Raw genomic sequence first — 15,624 nt, forward strand, 5'->3', positions numbered from 1 at the left:
CCGAGCAGCTCCGAGGTGATCGCCACCAGCTGCCGCACCGCCAGGTCATTCGCGTCCAGGCCCGATTCGCGCAGCCGTTCCGCGTCGATGGTCTGACCGTCCCACCACTGGTGGTTGCCGCACAGCGTGTCCAGCGTCTGAGGCTCGAAACCCAGCGCCTTGCCGACGTCGCGCAGCGCGCTCTTGACCCGGTACGAGATCACCACCGCCGCCAGCGCTGCGCGCTCGCGCGTGTACTTGCGATAGAGGTACTGGATGACCTCCTCGCGGCGCTCGTGCTCGAAGTCGATGTCGATGTCGGGCGGCTCGTTGCGCTCCTTGCTGATGAAGCGCTCGAACAGCACCTGCATCCGCTGCGGATCGACCTCGGTCACGTGGGTGCAGTAGCAGACGATGGAATTGGCCGCGCTGCCGCGCCCCTGGCACAGGATGCCCTGCGAGCGCGCGAAGTGGACGATGTCGGCCACGGTGAGGAAGTAATGCTCGTAGCGCAGTTCCTCGATCAGCGCAAGCTCGCGCTCGATCTGCTCGCTGACCGCCGCGGGAATGCCGTCGGGCCAGCGCCGGCCCGCGCCTTCGTAGGTCAGGCGGCGCAGGTGGCTGGCCGGCGTCTCGCCGTCGGGCACGACCTCCGAGGGGTAGTGGTAGCGCAGTTCGTCGAGCGTGAAGTCGCAGCAGTCGGCCACGCGCAGGGTCTCGGCCAGCAGCGCGGCCGGGAAGGCCAGCCCGAGCCGGCCGCGCGCGCGCAGGTGGCGCTCGGCGTTGCGGTCCAGCGCCTGGCCGCACTCGGTCAGCGGCCGGCCCAGCCGGGTCGCGGTCAACACGTCCTGCAGCGGCTTGCGGCTGCGCACATGCATGGTGACGTCGCCGACGGCCACCAGCGGGATCTCGGTCAGCGCGGCCGCCTCGCGCAGCCGCAGCAGGCGGCTTTCGTCGTCGAGCTCGCGGGTCTGGGTCACGCCCAGCCAGCAGCGGCCGGTGAAGCGCGACAGCAGCCAGCGCGACATCGCCAGCAGCGGCGCGGCCGCCGCATGCCGGTCCGGGCAGGCGATGACGACGCAGTCATCCAGCGCCTGGGGGCCGATGTCGTCGATCGTGCAGCGGTAGCTGCCTTTGTCGGCCGAGCGCCGCAGCCGCGAGATCAGCTGGCACAGGTTGCCGTAGCCGTTCAGGTTGCAGGCCAGCGCCACCAGCGTGAAGGGAGCCTCTTCGTCTGGGCCGGCGCCGTCGCGCGGGTCGATGCGGAACTGGCTGCCCACGAGCAGCTTCAGCCCGTGCTGCTTGGCGGCCACGTGCGCGCGCACGATGCCGGCCATCGAGCATTCATCGGTGATCGCGAGCGCGCGGTAGCCGAGTTCCTTGGCGCGCTCGACCAGTTCCTCGGGCCAGCTGGCGCCCTTGAGGAAGCTGAAGTTGCTGAGGCAGCGCAGTTCGGCGTAGTCCGGCAGCGCAGGTAGCGCGGGCAGTGCGGCGGCGGGCAGGGCAGGCGGGGCGGTCATCGTTCGACCCCGTTCAGGCGTAGACGCCATGCAGGAACCAGGCGCTGCCACCATCGTCCAGCTGCTGCCGGAAGATGGCGACGACGCCCGCGTTGTCGTTGACCGCGATCCAGTAGTCGCGCACGACGTTGCGGTGGCCGACGGCCACCATCGCCGCGTCGTCCTGTGGCACGAGCGCGGTGAAGGGCGGCGCGGTCTGGTCCCGGGCTCCGGCTCCAGCTCCAGCTCCAGCTCCGGTCCCAGTCCCGGCCGCCGCGTCCGCTGGCGCTCGCGCCGGCAGGCGGTCCCACCAGCCGCCCTCGATGCGGTCGGGACCGACCAGCAGCGTTAGCGCGCCCTGGTAATGCGGCCGGTGTTCGCGCAGCGCCAGGCGCAGCGGCGGCTCCAGCAGGAAGCCGGGTTCGGGCATGGACGGCGCGGGCCGCGCCGCCAGGCGGCGGCGCCCCGTGCCGGAGGCGCCGGCGCGCTGGCCGTCGGTGGCGGGCTGCCAGCGCGTCATCCATTCGAGCCGGTGATCGTCGCCAGGCGCCGGCTGCATCACCCGCTCCGGGCCCAGGCGCGCGGCGATGCGCTCCAGCGTCAGGTAGAGCGTCTCGCCGGTGCGCACCGTGTCGGGCAGCAGCGAGGCGCTGTCCTCGGTCAGGGCCTGGACGCCGATCGCCTCCAGCCGCAGTTCGCCCACCGGCGCCAGCAGCTTCGTCTTGGCCAGGTGCTCGGCCATCAGCCGGCAGAAGTGCTCGAGCGCGCGGATCGGCTCGGCGGTGCGGATCGTCAGCGATCCGCCATCGCCCGCGTCCTTGGCGCGCATCGAGTCGTGCACCCAGTGCAGCGTCACGCCGGTCGCGCCGGCATGGCGCGCCGCCAGCCAGCCGCACAGCCGCATCAGCAGCGGCCTCGCGCCCAGCAGCAGCGCCGGCGCGTGGTCCACGCGGCCGGGCAGCTCGATGCGGGCGTGGAAATCCTCCGGCAGCACTTCCCAGCGATGCGCCTCCGGACGCAGCCCGTAGGCCTGGTCCAGCATCGCCAGCAGCGCCGCCACCCAGATCACGCCCGGGCCGAGCACCGCCAGCAAGGCCGGATCGGGGCCGATCGCCAGCGGGAACAGGCAGGCGACAAGCGCAAAGAACACCAGCGGCCCGAGCGCATCGGCCGGTCGGCGCGCCGCCAGCAGCAGGTCGCGATGCAGCAGCGCCAGCATCACGGCGCGAACTCCATGGGGCTGGCAGCCGGCGCCGGGGCGATGCCCGGATCGGGCCGGGAGGATGCGGGACCCAGCGTCAGCGCGATGCAGCGGGGCAGCGGCAAGGCGAGCGCTTGATGGGTGGCGACGACGGCGAGGCCACCGGCCTCCAGGTGAGCCGTCAGCAGCCGGGCGAAGACCTGCTCGCCGTCGCCATCGAGCGCGGCGGTCGGCTCGTCGAGCAGCAGCAGGCGAGGGTCATGCAGCAGGCAGGCGGCCAGCGCCAGCCGCTGTTTCCATCCGCCGGACAGGGCGCCGGCGAGCTGGTCCTGCCGCGTCTTCAGTCCGAGCCGTTCCAGCGCCTCGTCCACGCGGCGAGGCCGCGCGTCGAGTTCGAACAGGCGCGCGATGAAGTCCAGGTTCTGGCGGATGGAGAGGTCCTCGTAGAGCCCGAAGCGCTGCGTCATGTAGCCGACCTGGCGCTTGATCTCGGCCGCGCGCCGGCGCATGTCCAGGCCGAGGCAACGGCCCTCGCCCTCGTCGGGCGTGAGCAGTCCGCACAGCATCCGGATCGTGGTCGTCTTGCCGCTGCCGTTGGGGCCGAGGAAGCCGCAGATGCGCCCGCGTCCGAGTTGCAGGTCGACGTGGTCCACGACGGTCCGCTGGCCGTAGCGCTTGGTCAGGCCACGGACGTCGATAGCCAGGTCGCTCGCGGACGACCCGGCGCCGTCGCCGGGGAGCGTCGTCGGCGCGCTGCGCTCGGTCATGGGCGTCCGCCGGAAGCGGCCGATGCCGTCGACGCCGCGGCACCGGCCGTCGCAGGCGCTGCGCCCGCAGACGGGCGCACCTCCAGCGGCTGTCCCGGATGCAGGCGCGTCGCCTGCGCGGGATCGGGTCGCGCCTCGACCAGGAACACGAGTCGCGCCCGCTGGCTGTTGGAATAGATCACCGGCGGCGTGTACTCCGGTTGCGGCGAGATGTAGCTGATGCGCGCGGCGATCGGCGCGCCGCAACCGTCGCAGCTCAGCAGCACCGCCTGCCCCGGGCGCAGGGAGGCCAGCTCCGGTTCCGGCACGTAGAAGCGCGCCTTGCGCTGCGACGGCGGCAGCAGCGCCACGACCGGCTGGCCGGCGTTGACGTACTCCCCGACGCGATAGAAGGTGTCGTCGACCAGGCCGGCGGTTGGCGCGCGCTGCCGGGTCTGCGCTTCGCGCCACTGCTGCTGTTCGAGCGCGGCCGAGGCGGCTTCTGCATTGGCGCGCGCGGCGGCCTGCTGATCGCTGCGCGCGGGCAGTTCCGCCACGCGCAACGAGGACTCGAGCTCGCGCACGCGTTGGCGCGCCTGCGCCGCGGCGGCCCGGGCGTCGTCCAGCCGCGCCGCCGAGATGAAGCCCTGGCCGATCAGCTGCTGCTGCCGCGCCAGGTCGGTCTCCGCCAGCGCGGACTGCGCGCGCGCCTGTGCCAGTTGGGCCCGGCTCATCGCGATCTCGTCGGGACGGCGGCCCTTGGCGGCATCGGCCTGCTCCGCGCGGGCAGCGGCGAGTCGCGCATCGGCTTCGGCGCGGGCGGCGCGCATCGGGGTGACGTCGATGCTGAACAGCGGCGCGCCGGCCGCCACGGTGTCGCCGCGCTGCACCTGGAGGTCGAGCAACTGGCCCGCGACCGGCGCCGCGACGTAGACCGGATCGCCTTCGGCATAACCGGACCAGGCTGGCGGCGGTTCGCGACCGCAGGCGGCGAGGGCTGTGGCGGCCAGCAGCGCCATGACCGCATTCGCGCGACCTGCTCCCCGAGCCTCCGGAGCCTGCGGGGTCGCCGCGCCGGCCGCGCGGACCGCCTCGGCCTGGCGACCGATCCGGACCCCATTCCAACGGAAGAGGCGGTGAGGCGGGCGGCGCGGCATCGTGGGCATCGGCGGCTTCTCCGGACGACGGGATGGCCGGGATTATTGCCCCTGAGCCAGCTGCGCGCGCGAGTAGCCGGAGCGCCAACATCGGTCCGCACGGCTCGGCGACGTCCCCTCCGCCGACAGGGGCAAGGCGTGCGCGGTTCGGCGTTTAGATGATGGTCGACATTACATTATTCATGTCGAGTGAAATTGAAAACAGCCACTCCACCCTCTTCCACTGCTCAAGGATTCACCATGGACTTCAAGAACACTGTCGCGCTGGTCACCGGCGCCAATCGCGGTCTCGGCAAGAGCTTCGTCAAGGCGCTGCAGGCCGCCGGCGTGAAGAAGATCTACGCGGCGGCGCGGGATCCGGCGTCCATCGACCTGTCCGGCGTGACGCCGCTCCGGCTCGACGTCACCAAGCCGGACCAGATCGCCGCGGCGGTACGGGCGGCGGGTGACGTCACGCTGCTGATCAACAACGCGGGCATCACCCGCGGCTCGCCGCTGCTGGGCGAGCAGGCGATCGCCGCGCTGCGCGATGAGTTCGAGACCAACGTCGTGGGGCCGCTCGAGCTGACCCGCGCGTTCGCGCCGGTGCTCAAGGAACAGGGCGGCGGCGCGGTGGTCAACGTGCTGTCGGTGCTGAGCTGGCTCAACCTGACCGGCGCGGCGACCTACAGCGTGTCCAAGGCGGCGACCTGGTCGGTCACCAACGGACTGCGCCAGGAGCTGAAGGACCAGGGCACGGCGGTGCTGGGGCTGCACGTCGGTTTCATGGACACCGACATGACCGCGGGCATCGACGCACCGAAGACCGACCCGCTGGACGTCGCCCGGCAGGTGCTGGCGGCGCTGGCCGACGGCAAGGACGAGGTCTATGCCGATGACATGACGCGCGCGGTGAAGGCGGGTCTGTCGGCGGAGCAGGGCAGCTACCGCGGCGGCGTCTGAGGCGGCGTTCGGGCCGCGGGCCAGGTGGCGGATGAGGTGGCAGGGCGCGGGAGCGGCGGCCACTTCGTGAAATTCCGCTCAAGTCGGCGCGGAATCGGCCGATAGTGCCTGCATGGTCATCACCAACTCCCCCAGCGTCGACGCCGCCGTCAGGCAGGCCTCCAACGGCACGCCGGGCACGGCCGGCAATGCCGCCAGCCTGCTGGTGCTGCGCAAGGCCATGGACGTCCAGGAAGCCGGCGCCGCCGCCCTGCTCGCCGCCTTGCCGCAGGCGCCGGCCCTGGCCACCGAGGGCACGCTCGGGCGGAACATCAACACCTACGCCTGATCCTGCGGCGCGGCGCCTGTCCGCGTTACTCGCCGGGCAGGCGATAGGTGAAGACATAGAGGTGCTGTCCGTTGCGGGCCTCGATGCTCATGTCGCCGCTCAGGCCGGCCAGCTCGCCGGTGCCGGAGTCGGGCACGACGCGAACCGACAGCTGAGGCGCACCGCGCGTCATCTCGCCGAGGTGCATCAGCACGAAGGAGCCGCTGCGACCCGCAAGACGCCCTTCCACGCGCTCCATGGCGACATAGCCCGCCGAGCCAGGCGTCGCGCTGCGGAAGGACAGCATCTGTCCCATGCCGCTGGCCTCGAGGTCGCCGCGGAACTGCTTGTGGATCAGCGTCCGGGCAGGTTGAGCCGGCGCCTCGCCGGGTTCCAGTGGCTGGGCGGTGAGTCGCAGGTCGAAGAGGCCGCGAGCGATGCGGGCCGGCGCCATCGGCGCACTCGCGGAAACGGCAGGCGCTGAGGCCTCGGGCGCCGGGGCGGCCATCGCGGAACCTGCGGACAGGAGCGCGGCGATACTCGTTGCAAGAGCTGGCATGGTGATCGGGAGGGCGTTGATTTCGTCCCATTGCACCGGAACCGCCATCCCGGCGATAGGAAAAACACGACATCGGCATCGCATGACAGCACACGCCCCTCGCGGCGCGCGAGGCGTTCTCTACCCCGGACTGGCGCCAGGGCGCTTCCACCATGACCAGCAGCCGCCCAGCGCCGATCTGGCGCCTTGGATCGAGCATCACTGGTTCGTGAGCTGGGATCTCCGGGCATGTCCGCCGCAGGTTCAATCGACGCTGCCCCATCCCAATGTCCACCTGGTCGTGGAAGACGGCGCGGTGCGCCTGTGGGGCGTCCAACGAGCACGTTTCAACCGGACGCTTGCCGGTCGCGGTTGGGTGCATGGCGTCAAGTTCAAGGTCGGAGCGCTGCCGGCATTCCTGCGATCGCCGGCGGCCGACCTGATGGACCGGCAGGTCGATGCCCGCGGCCTGCTGGGCGACGATGTGGATCGGTTGCTGGATCCGCCGCTGGCTGACGCTCCCGAGGCGGGGAAGACGCGCATCGAGGCTGTGCTGCGCGCGCGAGTTCCGCCGGTGGTGGATGCGCGCGGGGCGAGGCTGGCGGAGATCGTCGACGTCATAGGCCGTGACGCGGGCATCACTTCGGTCGAACAGCTGTGCACGATGACGGGAGAGTCCGCACGTCGCTTGCAGCGGGACTTCAGGCATTACGTCGGAGCGAGTCCGAAATGGGTGATCGCTCGTTACCGGCTGCATGAGGCGCTCGCCTTGCTGCAGAGCGGTGAAGCGAAGCCCGACGCCGAACTGGCCCAGCGCCTGGGCTATTTCGACCAGGCGCATTTCATCCGGGACTTCCGCCAGTTGGTCGGCATGACGCCGAGGGCGTATGTGAGCGCGCTGCATCGCGACTCGGGCGAACCGGCAGCGGCGCGTTGACGTCCGATGCTGAAGGCTGATCGACGGACGCCTGATCGGATCGGCACCGAACTTGAACGGACGCGGCGAGGAGCCGGCGCCGGCGCTGCCTACACTGGCTGCGTCATCCACAAGGAGCGTTCATGTTCAACCACATCGTCATCGGCACCAACGACATCGACCGCGCGCGGCGCTTCTATGACCAGGTGCTGGGCGTGCTCGGGGTGGGCGGGGCCATGCCGCACCAGGCCAAGTCCGGCCACCAGCGCCTGTTCTACCGCCATGACGGCGGCACGCTGGGCATCGCGCAGCCGATCAACGACGAGCCCGCGACCTTCGCCAACGGCGGCACCATCGCCTTCCGCTGCGCGTCGCCGGAGCAGGTCCATGCCTTCCACGACACGGCGGTGGCCCATGGCGGCGTCTCGATTGAGGAGCCACCCGGCTTGCGCGTCGATTCGCTCGGGCAGTTCTACCTGGCCTACGTCCGTGACCCCGACGGCAACAAGTTGTGCGCCCTGCATCGCGTGAAGACATCGCCTTGAGCGTCGCCCGCGGCAGCGCGAGCCTGGCCACCGGCGCCGAGCTCGCCCGAACCTTGCATGTCAGGCCCGGCCTGGGCGTGGCCGCGCACGTCATGCAGGGAGAAGGGCTGGAGATCGTGCGCATCCGCGTCGAGCGGCCGGCCGTCATCGTCGTCGACCGCGGCATCAAGACGGTCAAGCCCGCGCGCGGCGGCGCCGTCCGGGCCTTGCCCGGCCAGGTGCTGCTGCTGGCCGGCGGGCACACGGTCGACTTCCACAACCGCATCACCGATGGCGAGCGCTACGAGGCGCGCTGGCTCATGTTCGGCGGGACGGTGCTGGACGATCCCTACTACCTGGCCACCGCGCAGCGCCAGTCCTCTGCCGACGCGTCCGAGGTGGCCCCGCCTCCGGCGCGGGTGCTGCGCCGCGTGCCGGATGGCTTGGCCGAGGCCTTCGAGCGCGCGCGGCATGGCCTCGCCCCGGACCCGTCGCGGCCCGAGGCGGTGGTGCGCCAGCAGATGCTGGAGGTGGCGCACTGGTTGCTCGCGGCGGGCATGGTGCTGCGCGTGCCGCCTGACGACGCGAGGGTCTCGGCGCGGATCCGGGCCATGCTGTCGGCGCGACTGGACGGTGAATGGAGTTCCGACGCCATCGCCCGGTCGCTGGCCATGTCGGAGGCCACGCTGCGACGCCGTCTGGCGGCCGAGGGCGTGACGCTGCGCGAGTTGATCGCGGATGTGCGCATGGCCTCTGCGCTGGTCCTGCTGCAGGCCACCTCCCGGCCGGTCTCCGACATCGCATCGGCGGTCGGGTACGACTCGCCGTCGCGATTCGCGGTGCGCTTCCGCGATCGATTCGGCTTCGCGCCGACCGCGGTGCGCGGGCATGCGAGGGCGGGGTGATCGTCATGCCGGACAACCTCGCCACCCTGAAAGGCACGCCGGTCGCCATGGCGATTGCCGGCGTGGTGATCGTGCCGGCGATGTGGGCGTTCCTGCTGGCGCCGCGCATCGTGCTGGCGGTGGCGCCGTTCACCGGCTTGCTGTTTCTGCTGTCGGGCGTGCACATGACCTACCGAAGCCGCTTCTCGCCCGCGGAGGCGCTGTGGAGCTTCTTCCTGGCGTTGATCTTCTTCGGCAGCCTGCTGGTGGCGTCGACCACCTCGCTGGTATGGCGAATGGGGCGGCCCGAGCTCCATGGCGTCGCAGTGGCCGTGGCCGCGGCGATCGGCACCGGTGGACTGCTGCTGGGCTACCTCGCGGAGCGGCGGCGACTGTCTCCGTCCAAGGACGGCATCCCCGTCGCGCTGACGCCCATCATCGACCTGGAGCAGCATCGACTTCGTCCGCTGCCGATCGCCGGCAGTCCACCAACGATGGGTCGGGTCGCCTTCCTGGCCGCCTTGGCGCTCAACCTGCCATTGCTGCTCCAACTGAACGGACTGCAACGCGACGACGTGCTCTGGCTCGCCATGCCGGTATTGGGCGCCGCGGTGACCTACGTGCTGACCACGGGGATCGGTCCTTCGCTCGCTCGTATCCAGGCACTCCGGGCGCTGGAGCGGCGTACCGGCCAGCGGTTCACGACCTCCCGCATCGAGGAGTTGAACGCCATGCGTCGAGGCTTGTGGCTGGCGCGATGGCTCTGCCGCGCGGACGACTTGAAGGCCGCTGCGCCAGCCGGTGCGGGGTTCAAAGGCGCGCGGCCTCGGCGCTGACGAGCCCGCTCACACCGAACGAATGTCGTTCCGAAGCTCCTTGACCGTCGGCAGCACCAGGTTCCATTTCTGCAGCCAGATGACGGTGGCCAGCAGCATGACGTCCCCCACAACCTCGACGATCTTGTCGATGGCCTTGATCTTCGCCAGCGCCGCGGTGGCCTCCTTCGTCGTGACGACGATGTCCGCCAGCGGCTCGGTGGTGTCGGCGAGGTAGTCCCGCTGGGCCATCAACAGCAGGTTCTGCGCCGCTCCGCCGAGCGACTGGCTCCATCGCATCGCTGTCAGACCGTCGGGACCGGGCGTGCCGACCGGCATGGCCTCGGCCATGTCGTCGAGGGCCTTGGCCAGCTGTACCAGTTCGTCGGCGCTGTACGCCAGGGTCGTGTCGGTCATGCGCCCTCCCTAGAGCTTGGCCACGGCGTCGTGGGCCTTGTCGAGTTCCTTGGCCGTCGCGGCGATCGCCTTCAGCGTGCGCGTCATCGCGTCGCGGTCCATCGCCAGCGCGCCGCGAATCCGGTCGTGGTCGTCGGCGAGCTTTTGAAGTGCCGCCTTGTAGGTGGCGATCGCGCTCAGTGCCTTGTCGTAGTCCGCCCCAACGCGAGCGAGCTCCCGTCGGCCGAGGTACTTGTCGCCGAGATCGGATTGCCCGATCTCGCACTTCACGAAGTTGATCGCCTGGATGCGTTCGCCCCGCAGGCCTTCGGCGTAGACGTCGGCGAGCTTGCGCATGAGGCCCAGCACGCGAGCGACGTCGCCATGCGAGGACGTCATCAGCTCGCGGAGCTTCTTGTGGCGGTAGGCGTCGAGCCCCCGCTGGAGCAGCGCGAACAGTCCTTGCACGGCGGCCTCCTCTTCGGGCGACACCTTGGCGCCGGCGCCCTTGATGCCCTCGAGCGAAGGGGCGGCCGTCTTGGCGAGGTCGGGCAACTGGTCCGAGGCGAGTTCGCCGAGGGCGGTGAAGTACGCGCTCATGGCCTGGTGCAGCTTCTCCGCGTCGTCATAGGCAGCGTCGAACTGCGCTTGGGGAAGCCGGCCGGTGTAGCCGATGGGGCACACGTCGCCATCGAGGCGTTGCTCGCGCAGCTTCTTGTCGGAATCACGCCAGCGCTTGGCGGCATCGGTGGCGCCGGCCACGCCGGCCGCCGATTCGGCGTAGGTGCTGATGGCCTGCAGGTTGACGCAGCCCGCAAGCATCGCCGCCAAGCCGACGGCCAAAAGACGGTTCCGGAAAGGCAAGGCAGTTCCTTTCGAACAGGTCGAGTACCGGTTGCCCCAGGGGCTTCGGCGGCGGCGAATCGTAAGGCGGTCGGGAAATCGGCCCACCCCTTCAGTCTGGGGGGAGGCCGCGGCGGAGCACTTCGGACGTCCCATGAAAAAAGCGCCGACAGGACTGTCGGCGCTTTCGCGGTGTCGATGCCTGGCGAGGCAGGCGTTGCAGGGGACTGTCAGCCGACCAACCCCAGCGCCCTCGGCAGCGCCAGCGACAGGCCTGGCCAGTAGGTGACGACGAGCAGGAAGCCCAGCATCGTCAGCAGCCACGGCCAGACCGCGACCGTCAGTTCGGTGATGCCCATCTTCGTGATCCCCGACGCCACGTAGAGGTTGAGCCCCACCGGCGGGTGGCACAGGCCGACTTCCATGTTCACCGCCATCAGGATGCCCAGGTGCACCGGATCGACGCCCAGCTTGGCCGCGACCGGGAACAGGATGGGCGCCATGATCAGCACGATCGCCGCCGGGTCCATGAAGTTGCCCGCGCCCAGCAGGATCAGGTTGACCAGCAGCAGGAAGACGATCAGCCCGAAGCCCTGCGCCGACATCCACGCCGCCATCGTCTGCGGGATCTGCTCGGAGGCCATCAGGAAGCTGAACAGCACCGCGTTGGTGATGATGTACAGCAGCATCGAGCTCATCGCCGCCGCCTTCAGCAGCACCTTGGGCACGTCCTTCAGGCCCATGTCCTTGTAGACGAAGACCGAGATGATGAAGGCGTACACCGCGGCCACGGCGGCGGCTTCGGTCGGCGTGAACTTGCCGCTGTAGATGCCGCCGATGACGACGACGATCAGCATCAGGCCCCAGAAGCTCTCGCGGAAGGCCTTGAAGCGCTCGGCCCAGGTCGCCTTGACCATGCGCGGGTAGTCGTACTTCTTGGCGCGGTACCAGGTGGTGATGCCCAGCAGCAGCGACAGGCACACGCCGGGCACGACGCCGGCCATGAACAGCTGGCCCACCGACGCGGTGCCGACCACCTCGCCATTCGGTCCGGTGGCGCTCATGCCTGCCGTCGCGATCGAGAACATCACCAGGTTGATCGACGGCGGAAACAGGATGCCCAGCGCGCCGGACGTCGTGATCACGCCCGCGCCGAACTGCTTCGGATAGCCCTGCTTGGTCATCGCCGGCAGGATGATGGAACCGACCGCGACGACCGTCGCGACCGATGAGCCCGAGATCGCCGCGAACATCGCGCAGGCCAGCACGCCGGCCAGGCCGAGGCCTCCGTACCAGTGGCCGATCATGGTCGTGGCGAAGTGGATGATCCGCCGCGCCACCCCGCCATGGGTCAGGAAGTTGCCCGCCAGGATGAAGAAGGGCACGGCCATGATCTCGAACTTCTCGATGCCGGTGAACAGCTTGAGCGCGACCGATTCGATCGGCACGTTCGTCATCGTGAAGAGATAGGTCAGGACCGTCAGGCCCAGCGAGATCGAGATCGGCATGCCGGTGAGCATCAGCACCACCAGCAGCGAGAAGATGATCAGGGTGTTCATGCGCGATCTCCCTTCGAGCCGTTCGAGCCCTTGGCGGCTTCCTCGGCTGTCTTGGCCGCGCCGACCGCGGCGACGTCATCCTCGATGCCTTCGACGTGGCCGTGGTCCGCGTGCGGCGCCTCGCCGGTGCGGATGAAGTGCCAGCACACCTGCAGGAAGCGGAAGCACATCAGGTAGGAGCCCAGCGGCACGCAGGAGTAGGCGATCCAGGTCGGGATCTCCAGGTCGGGCGAGGTCGGGCCTTCGAAGAGGTCGGGGTTCTCGATGCCGAAGGCATGCGTGAACGCGTAGTGCGCGCCGTTCTCCCACACGAAGGTCGCGCCCAGCGTGCCGATGGTCGCGGTGAACACCGCGCCGGCCAGCAGGCTGAAGATCACCAGGTACTTCGCGTGCTCGGGCCTGAGCTTGCGCACCAGCACGTCCACGCCCACGTGGGTGCCGGCCCGCACGCCGTAGGCGGCGCCGAACTTGGCCATCCACACGAACATGTAGATGCACAGCTCCTGCGCCCAGCTCACGTCGATGCGGATGACGGCATCTTGCAGGTGCGGCACGCCGGCCAGGAAGCGATGCAGCACGGCCATCGCGATGACCAGCGTCGCGGCACCCATGAGGAAAGCGATCAGGCTCTCCTCCAATCGATCGAGCCATCTCAGCGACATGGTGATCTCCTTCAGACAAAAGAAGGCCGCGCCGCCCAGAACAGGGGCGCGGCACACAGGACGCCGCCCCAGGCGGGCGGACTCATCAAGCGGGAGCCCGGAGAACCGGCTTTGCCGGGCTCCTGGGGTCCGCCCCCTTGGGGGGCCGGCGTCAGCCGGTAGGGGGGAACTTATCTCGTCGGCGGGACGAAGCCGGCGGCCTTGTAGGCAGCCTCGACGGTGGCCTTGCCGACACGGCCTTCCATCTCCTTGTGGACCGGCATCAGCGCCAGCTTCCACTCGTTCACCTCGGCCGGCGTCAGCGTGTAGATCGTGGTCTTGCCGCTGGCCTTGATCTTCTCCAGCGCCTGCTGGTTCTCGGTCTGCGCGATCGCGTTGGCGTAGATGGTGGCGTCCTTGACGCTGCTGTCTACCACCGCCTTCAGGTCGGCGGGCAGGCCGTCATAGAACTTCTTGTTGATGATCAGCGCGTAGGCCAGGTGGCCGTGGTTGCTCAGCGTCGTGTGCTTCTGCACCTCGTAGGTCTTCTGCGTGTAGAAGTTGGACGGCACGCCCTCGGTGCCATCGACCACGCCCGACTGCAGCGCCTGGTACAGCTCGGAGAAGGCCATCACCTGCGGGATCGCGCCCAGCGCGCGCATCTGCGCGTCCAGCACCTTGGACGACTGGATCCGCATCTTCAGGCCCTTGAAGTCCGCCACGTGGTGCAGCGGCTTGTTGGCGCTCATGATGTGGAAGCCGTTGTCCCAGAAGGCCAGGCCCTTGATGCCCTTGGGCTCGAGCTTCTTGAACAGCTCCATGCCCAGCGTGTTGGTGGTGTTGCGGAACGAGGCGTCGTCCTTGAACAGGAAGGGCAGGTCGAAGACCTCGAACTCCTTCACGCCCAGCGGGCCGAACTTGGCCAGCGACGGCGCCAGCATCTGCACCGAGCCCAGTTGCAGCGCCTCCAGCTCTTCCTTGTCCTTGTAGAGCTGGCTGTTGGGATAGACCTCGACCTTCAGGCGGCCCTTGCTGCGTTCCTCGGCCAGCTCCTTGAAGCGCTGCGCGCCCTTGCCCTTGGGCGTGTCGGGGGCGACGACGTGGCTCAGCTTGATCACGATCGGCGCCTGGGCGAAGGCGCTCGTGGCGGTGCCGATCGCGGCGCACAGGCCGGCGGTGGCGAGCGCGACGGACAGCAGCGCGCGGCGATGGAAGGTGGCGGACATGGGGGTCTCCTGGTGTTCTCGGGATCCAAGGCGCCGGCGCGGGGCCGGTCTGCGGGATGGAGCGGATTGTGGAAATCCGGCCTGCGCGCGGCCAGTTGTGGACTTCCACATTGGGGGAGCCCGCAGCGCCCGCGGCCCGGCCCGCGCGCCGCGTAGCGCCTAGACTGCCGCCATGGCCGTGTCCCGACGACTGCTCCAGATGCTCAAGCGCGCCAGCTGGGCCTTGCCGCTGCTGCTGGCGCTGGCCTTTGCCGCCTCGGTGGGCGTGTGGCTGCGGCTGAGCGACGTCCGCGACCTGGAGGAGGAACGGCTCACGCTGATCACCGACGCGCTGTCGCTGGAGGCGCGCATCTCGGACTGGCTCAACGCGGAGCACGCGGCGGTGGACCGGCTCGCGCAGCAGCTGCCGGGCGCGGTCGACGACCGCATGCTGCTCAACCACCGCGCGGTGGCCGAGGGCCTGCGCCGGCTGTGGGTCAGCGCGACGGTCCTGGACGCCAACAACCGCGTGATCGCGCATGTGCCGCAGCAGGTGCCGCAGGCGACGGCGCCGTCGAAGGAGCGCAGTGGCGTGAGCCTGGACGAGGGCGGCCTGACCGCGCACTGGAGCGCGGCGCGGCCGCAGGGTGGGCGGCTGGTGGTGCGCTTCGCGCCGAGCGCGCTGCTGCGCCAGACGCTGCCGTGGTGGCTGGCGCAGAAGTACGACGTGCGCCTGGTCGACGGACTCGGGCAGCGGCTCGCGCAGACGGGCGATGCGATCGCGCTGCCCGGGACGCAGAGCTACCGCGTCAGCGTCGATCCCGCGATGCGCGAGACCTGGCTCGAGCTCAACACGCGCGTGCCGCACCGGCCCTGGTGGTACACGCTGGCGGCGGGGCTGATGGGGGTGTTCCTGCTGCTGTCGGCGCTGGCCAGCGCGATGCTGCGCCGGCAGATGCGCGAGGTGCGGCGCGCCGAAGGCGAGGCGCGGACCGAGGCCGCCTGGCGGCGCGCGGTCGAGGATTCATTGACGGTGGGCCTGCGCGGGCGGGACCTGGACGGCCGCCTGACCCATGTGAACCGCGCGTTCTGCGACCTGGTGGGTTATGGCGCCGAGGAGCTGCTGGGCCGCCTGCCGCCGATGCCGTACTGGTTGCCTGACGAGATGGCCGACAGCCTGCGCCGGCACCAGCGCAACATGGCGGGCGGCGCGCCGCGCGAGGGCTACGAGGCGCGCTGGATGCATCGCGACGGCCATGAGTTGGACGTGATGATCTTCGAGGCGCCGCTGGTGGATGCGAACGGCGTGCAAATCGGTTGGATGGGGTCGATCGTCGACATCAGCGCGCGCAAGCAGACCGAGGAGCGCGAGCGCCGCCGCACCGAGGCGCTGGCCCATCAGGCGCGGCTGAGCACGCTGGGTGAAGTGGCCTCGGCGCTGGCGCACCAGCTCAACCAGCCGCTGGCCGCGA

17 protein-coding genes are annotated in these 15,624 nt (G+C 70.0%); 7 read left to right on the plus strand and 10 right to left on the minus strand.

Annotation, left to right across the window (positions count from 1 at the left end):
• From FUT87_RS03620 to FUT87_RS03635, 4 genes are all read right to left on the minus strand, one after another.
• On the minus strand, positions 1–1,499 hold a 1,499-nt coding region (locus FUT87_RS03620; RefSeq protein WP_147240117.1), incomplete at its 3' end, for a PHP domain-containing protein.
• A 13-nt stretch (positions 1,500–1,512) separates the two neighbouring features.
• Complete coding sequence (locus tag FUT87_RS03625) at positions 1,513–2,697, minus strand: heme exporter protein CcmB (RefSeq protein WP_186830340.1); 1,185 nt, start codon at positions 2,695–2,697, stop codon at positions 1,513–1,515.
• Entirely contained in the window at positions 2,697–3,446 is a 750-nt protein-coding gene (ccmA, locus tag FUT87_RS03630; protein ID WP_147240119.1) for a heme ABC exporter ATP-binding protein CcmA, read from the minus strand. The genes FUT87_RS03625 and ccmA overlap by 1 nt, the downstream gene beginning before the upstream one ends.
• Complete coding sequence (locus FUT87_RS03635) at positions 3,443–4,444, minus strand: HlyD family secretion protein (RefSeq protein ID WP_147240120.1); 1,002 nt, start codon at positions 4,442–4,444, stop codon at positions 3,443–3,445. The genes ccmA and FUT87_RS03635 overlap by 4 nt, the downstream gene beginning before the upstream one ends.
• A gap of 378 nt (positions 4,445–4,822) precedes the next feature.
• On the opposite strand from FUT87_RS03635, the gene FUT87_RS03640 reads away from it, so the two are divergent.
• Both FUT87_RS03640 and FUT87_RS03645 read left to right on the plus strand, forming a co-directional pair.
• Positions 4,823–5,524, plus strand: a complete 702-nt coding sequence (locus FUT87_RS03640) for an SDR family oxidoreductase (protein WP_147240121.1) — start codon at positions 4,823–4,825, stop codon at positions 5,522–5,524.
• A 112-nt stretch (positions 5,525–5,636) separates the two neighbouring features.
• A complete protein-coding gene (locus tag FUT87_RS03645) occupies positions 5,637–5,852 on the plus strand; it encodes a putative motility protein (RefSeq protein ID WP_091720151.1) in 216 nt (71 codons plus the stop codon).
• A 25-nt stretch (positions 5,853–5,877) separates the two neighbouring features.
• On the opposite strand, the gene FUT87_RS03650 is transcribed toward FUT87_RS03645, so the two are convergent.
• Positions 5,878–6,285 carry a DUF3224 domain-containing protein gene (locus FUT87_RS03650; protein ID WP_147240122.1) on the minus strand — a complete coding sequence of 136 codons (408 nt, stop codon included), beginning with the start codon at positions 6,283–6,285 and terminating at the stop codon, positions 5,878–5,880.
• Between the two features lie 187 nt (positions 6,286–6,472).
• Here FUT87_RS03650 and FUT87_RS03655 point away from each other — a divergent pair, with 187 nt between their 5' ends.
• From FUT87_RS03655 to FUT87_RS03670, 4 genes are all read left to right on the plus strand, one after another.
• Positions 6,473–7,306 (plus strand): helix-turn-helix domain-containing protein, encoded by an 834-nt coding sequence (locus FUT87_RS03655; RefSeq protein WP_310735096.1) that lies wholly within the window; start codon positions 6,473–6,475, stop codon positions 7,304–7,306.
• Between the two features lie 122 nt (positions 7,307–7,428).
• Complete coding sequence (locus tag FUT87_RS03660; protein WP_091720163.1) at positions 7,429–7,830, plus strand: VOC family protein; 402 nt, start codon at positions 7,429–7,431, stop codon at positions 7,828–7,830.
• A complete protein-coding gene (locus FUT87_RS03665) occupies positions 7,827–8,714 on the plus strand; it encodes a helix-turn-helix transcriptional regulator (RefSeq protein WP_147240124.1) in 888 nt (295 codons plus the stop codon). The genes FUT87_RS03660 and FUT87_RS03665 overlap by 4 nt, the downstream gene beginning before the upstream one ends.
• A gap of 5 nt (positions 8,715–8,719) precedes the next feature.
• Positions 8,720–9,529 carry a hypothetical protein gene (locus FUT87_RS03670; RefSeq protein WP_186830342.1) on the plus strand — a complete coding sequence of 270 codons (810 nt, stop codon included), beginning with the start codon at positions 8,720–8,722 and terminating at the stop codon, positions 9,527–9,529.
• Positions 9,530–9,538: 9 nt separating this feature from the next.
• On the opposite strand, the gene FUT87_RS03675 is transcribed toward FUT87_RS03670, so the two are convergent.
• From FUT87_RS03675 to FUT87_RS03695, 5 genes are all read right to left on the minus strand, one after another.
• The gene (locus FUT87_RS03675) at positions 9,539–9,925 is read right to left on the minus strand and encodes a hypothetical protein (RefSeq protein ID WP_091720178.1); all 387 of its coding nucleotides are present in this window, start codon (positions 9,923–9,925) and stop codon (positions 9,539–9,541) included.
• Between the two features lie 9 nt (positions 9,926–9,934).
• Positions 9,935–10,747 (minus strand): hypothetical protein, encoded by an 813-nt coding sequence (locus tag FUT87_RS03680; RefSeq protein ID WP_147240126.1) that lies wholly within the window; start codon positions 10,745–10,747, stop codon positions 9,935–9,937.
• Positions 10,748–10,977: 230 nt separating this feature from the next.
• Positions 10,978–12,306 (minus strand): TRAP transporter large permease, encoded by a 1,329-nt coding sequence (locus tag FUT87_RS03685; RefSeq protein ID WP_091720188.1) that lies wholly within the window; start codon positions 12,304–12,306, stop codon positions 10,978–10,980.
• Positions 12,303–12,962 carry a TRAP transporter small permease gene (locus tag FUT87_RS03690; RefSeq protein ID WP_147240128.1) on the minus strand — a complete coding sequence of 220 codons (660 nt, stop codon included), beginning with the start codon at positions 12,960–12,962 and terminating at the stop codon, positions 12,303–12,305. Before FUT87_RS03690 ends, FUT87_RS03685 begins: the two co-directional genes overlap by 4 nt.
• A gap of 176 nt (positions 12,963–13,138) precedes the next feature.
• Entirely contained in the window at positions 13,139–14,173 is a 1,035-nt protein-coding gene (locus tag FUT87_RS03695) for a TRAP transporter substrate-binding protein (RefSeq protein WP_091720192.1), read from the minus strand.
• A gap of 172 nt (positions 14,174–14,345) precedes the next feature.
• On the opposite strand from FUT87_RS03695, the gene FUT87_RS03700 reads away from it, so the two are divergent.
• Positions 14,346–15,624, plus strand: a 1,279-nt coding sequence (locus tag FUT87_RS03700) for a PAS domain S-box protein (RefSeq protein ID WP_147240127.1), incomplete at its 3' end; no start/stop codon positions are given.

The organism is Mitsuaria sp. TWR114, from assembly GCF_007997345.1.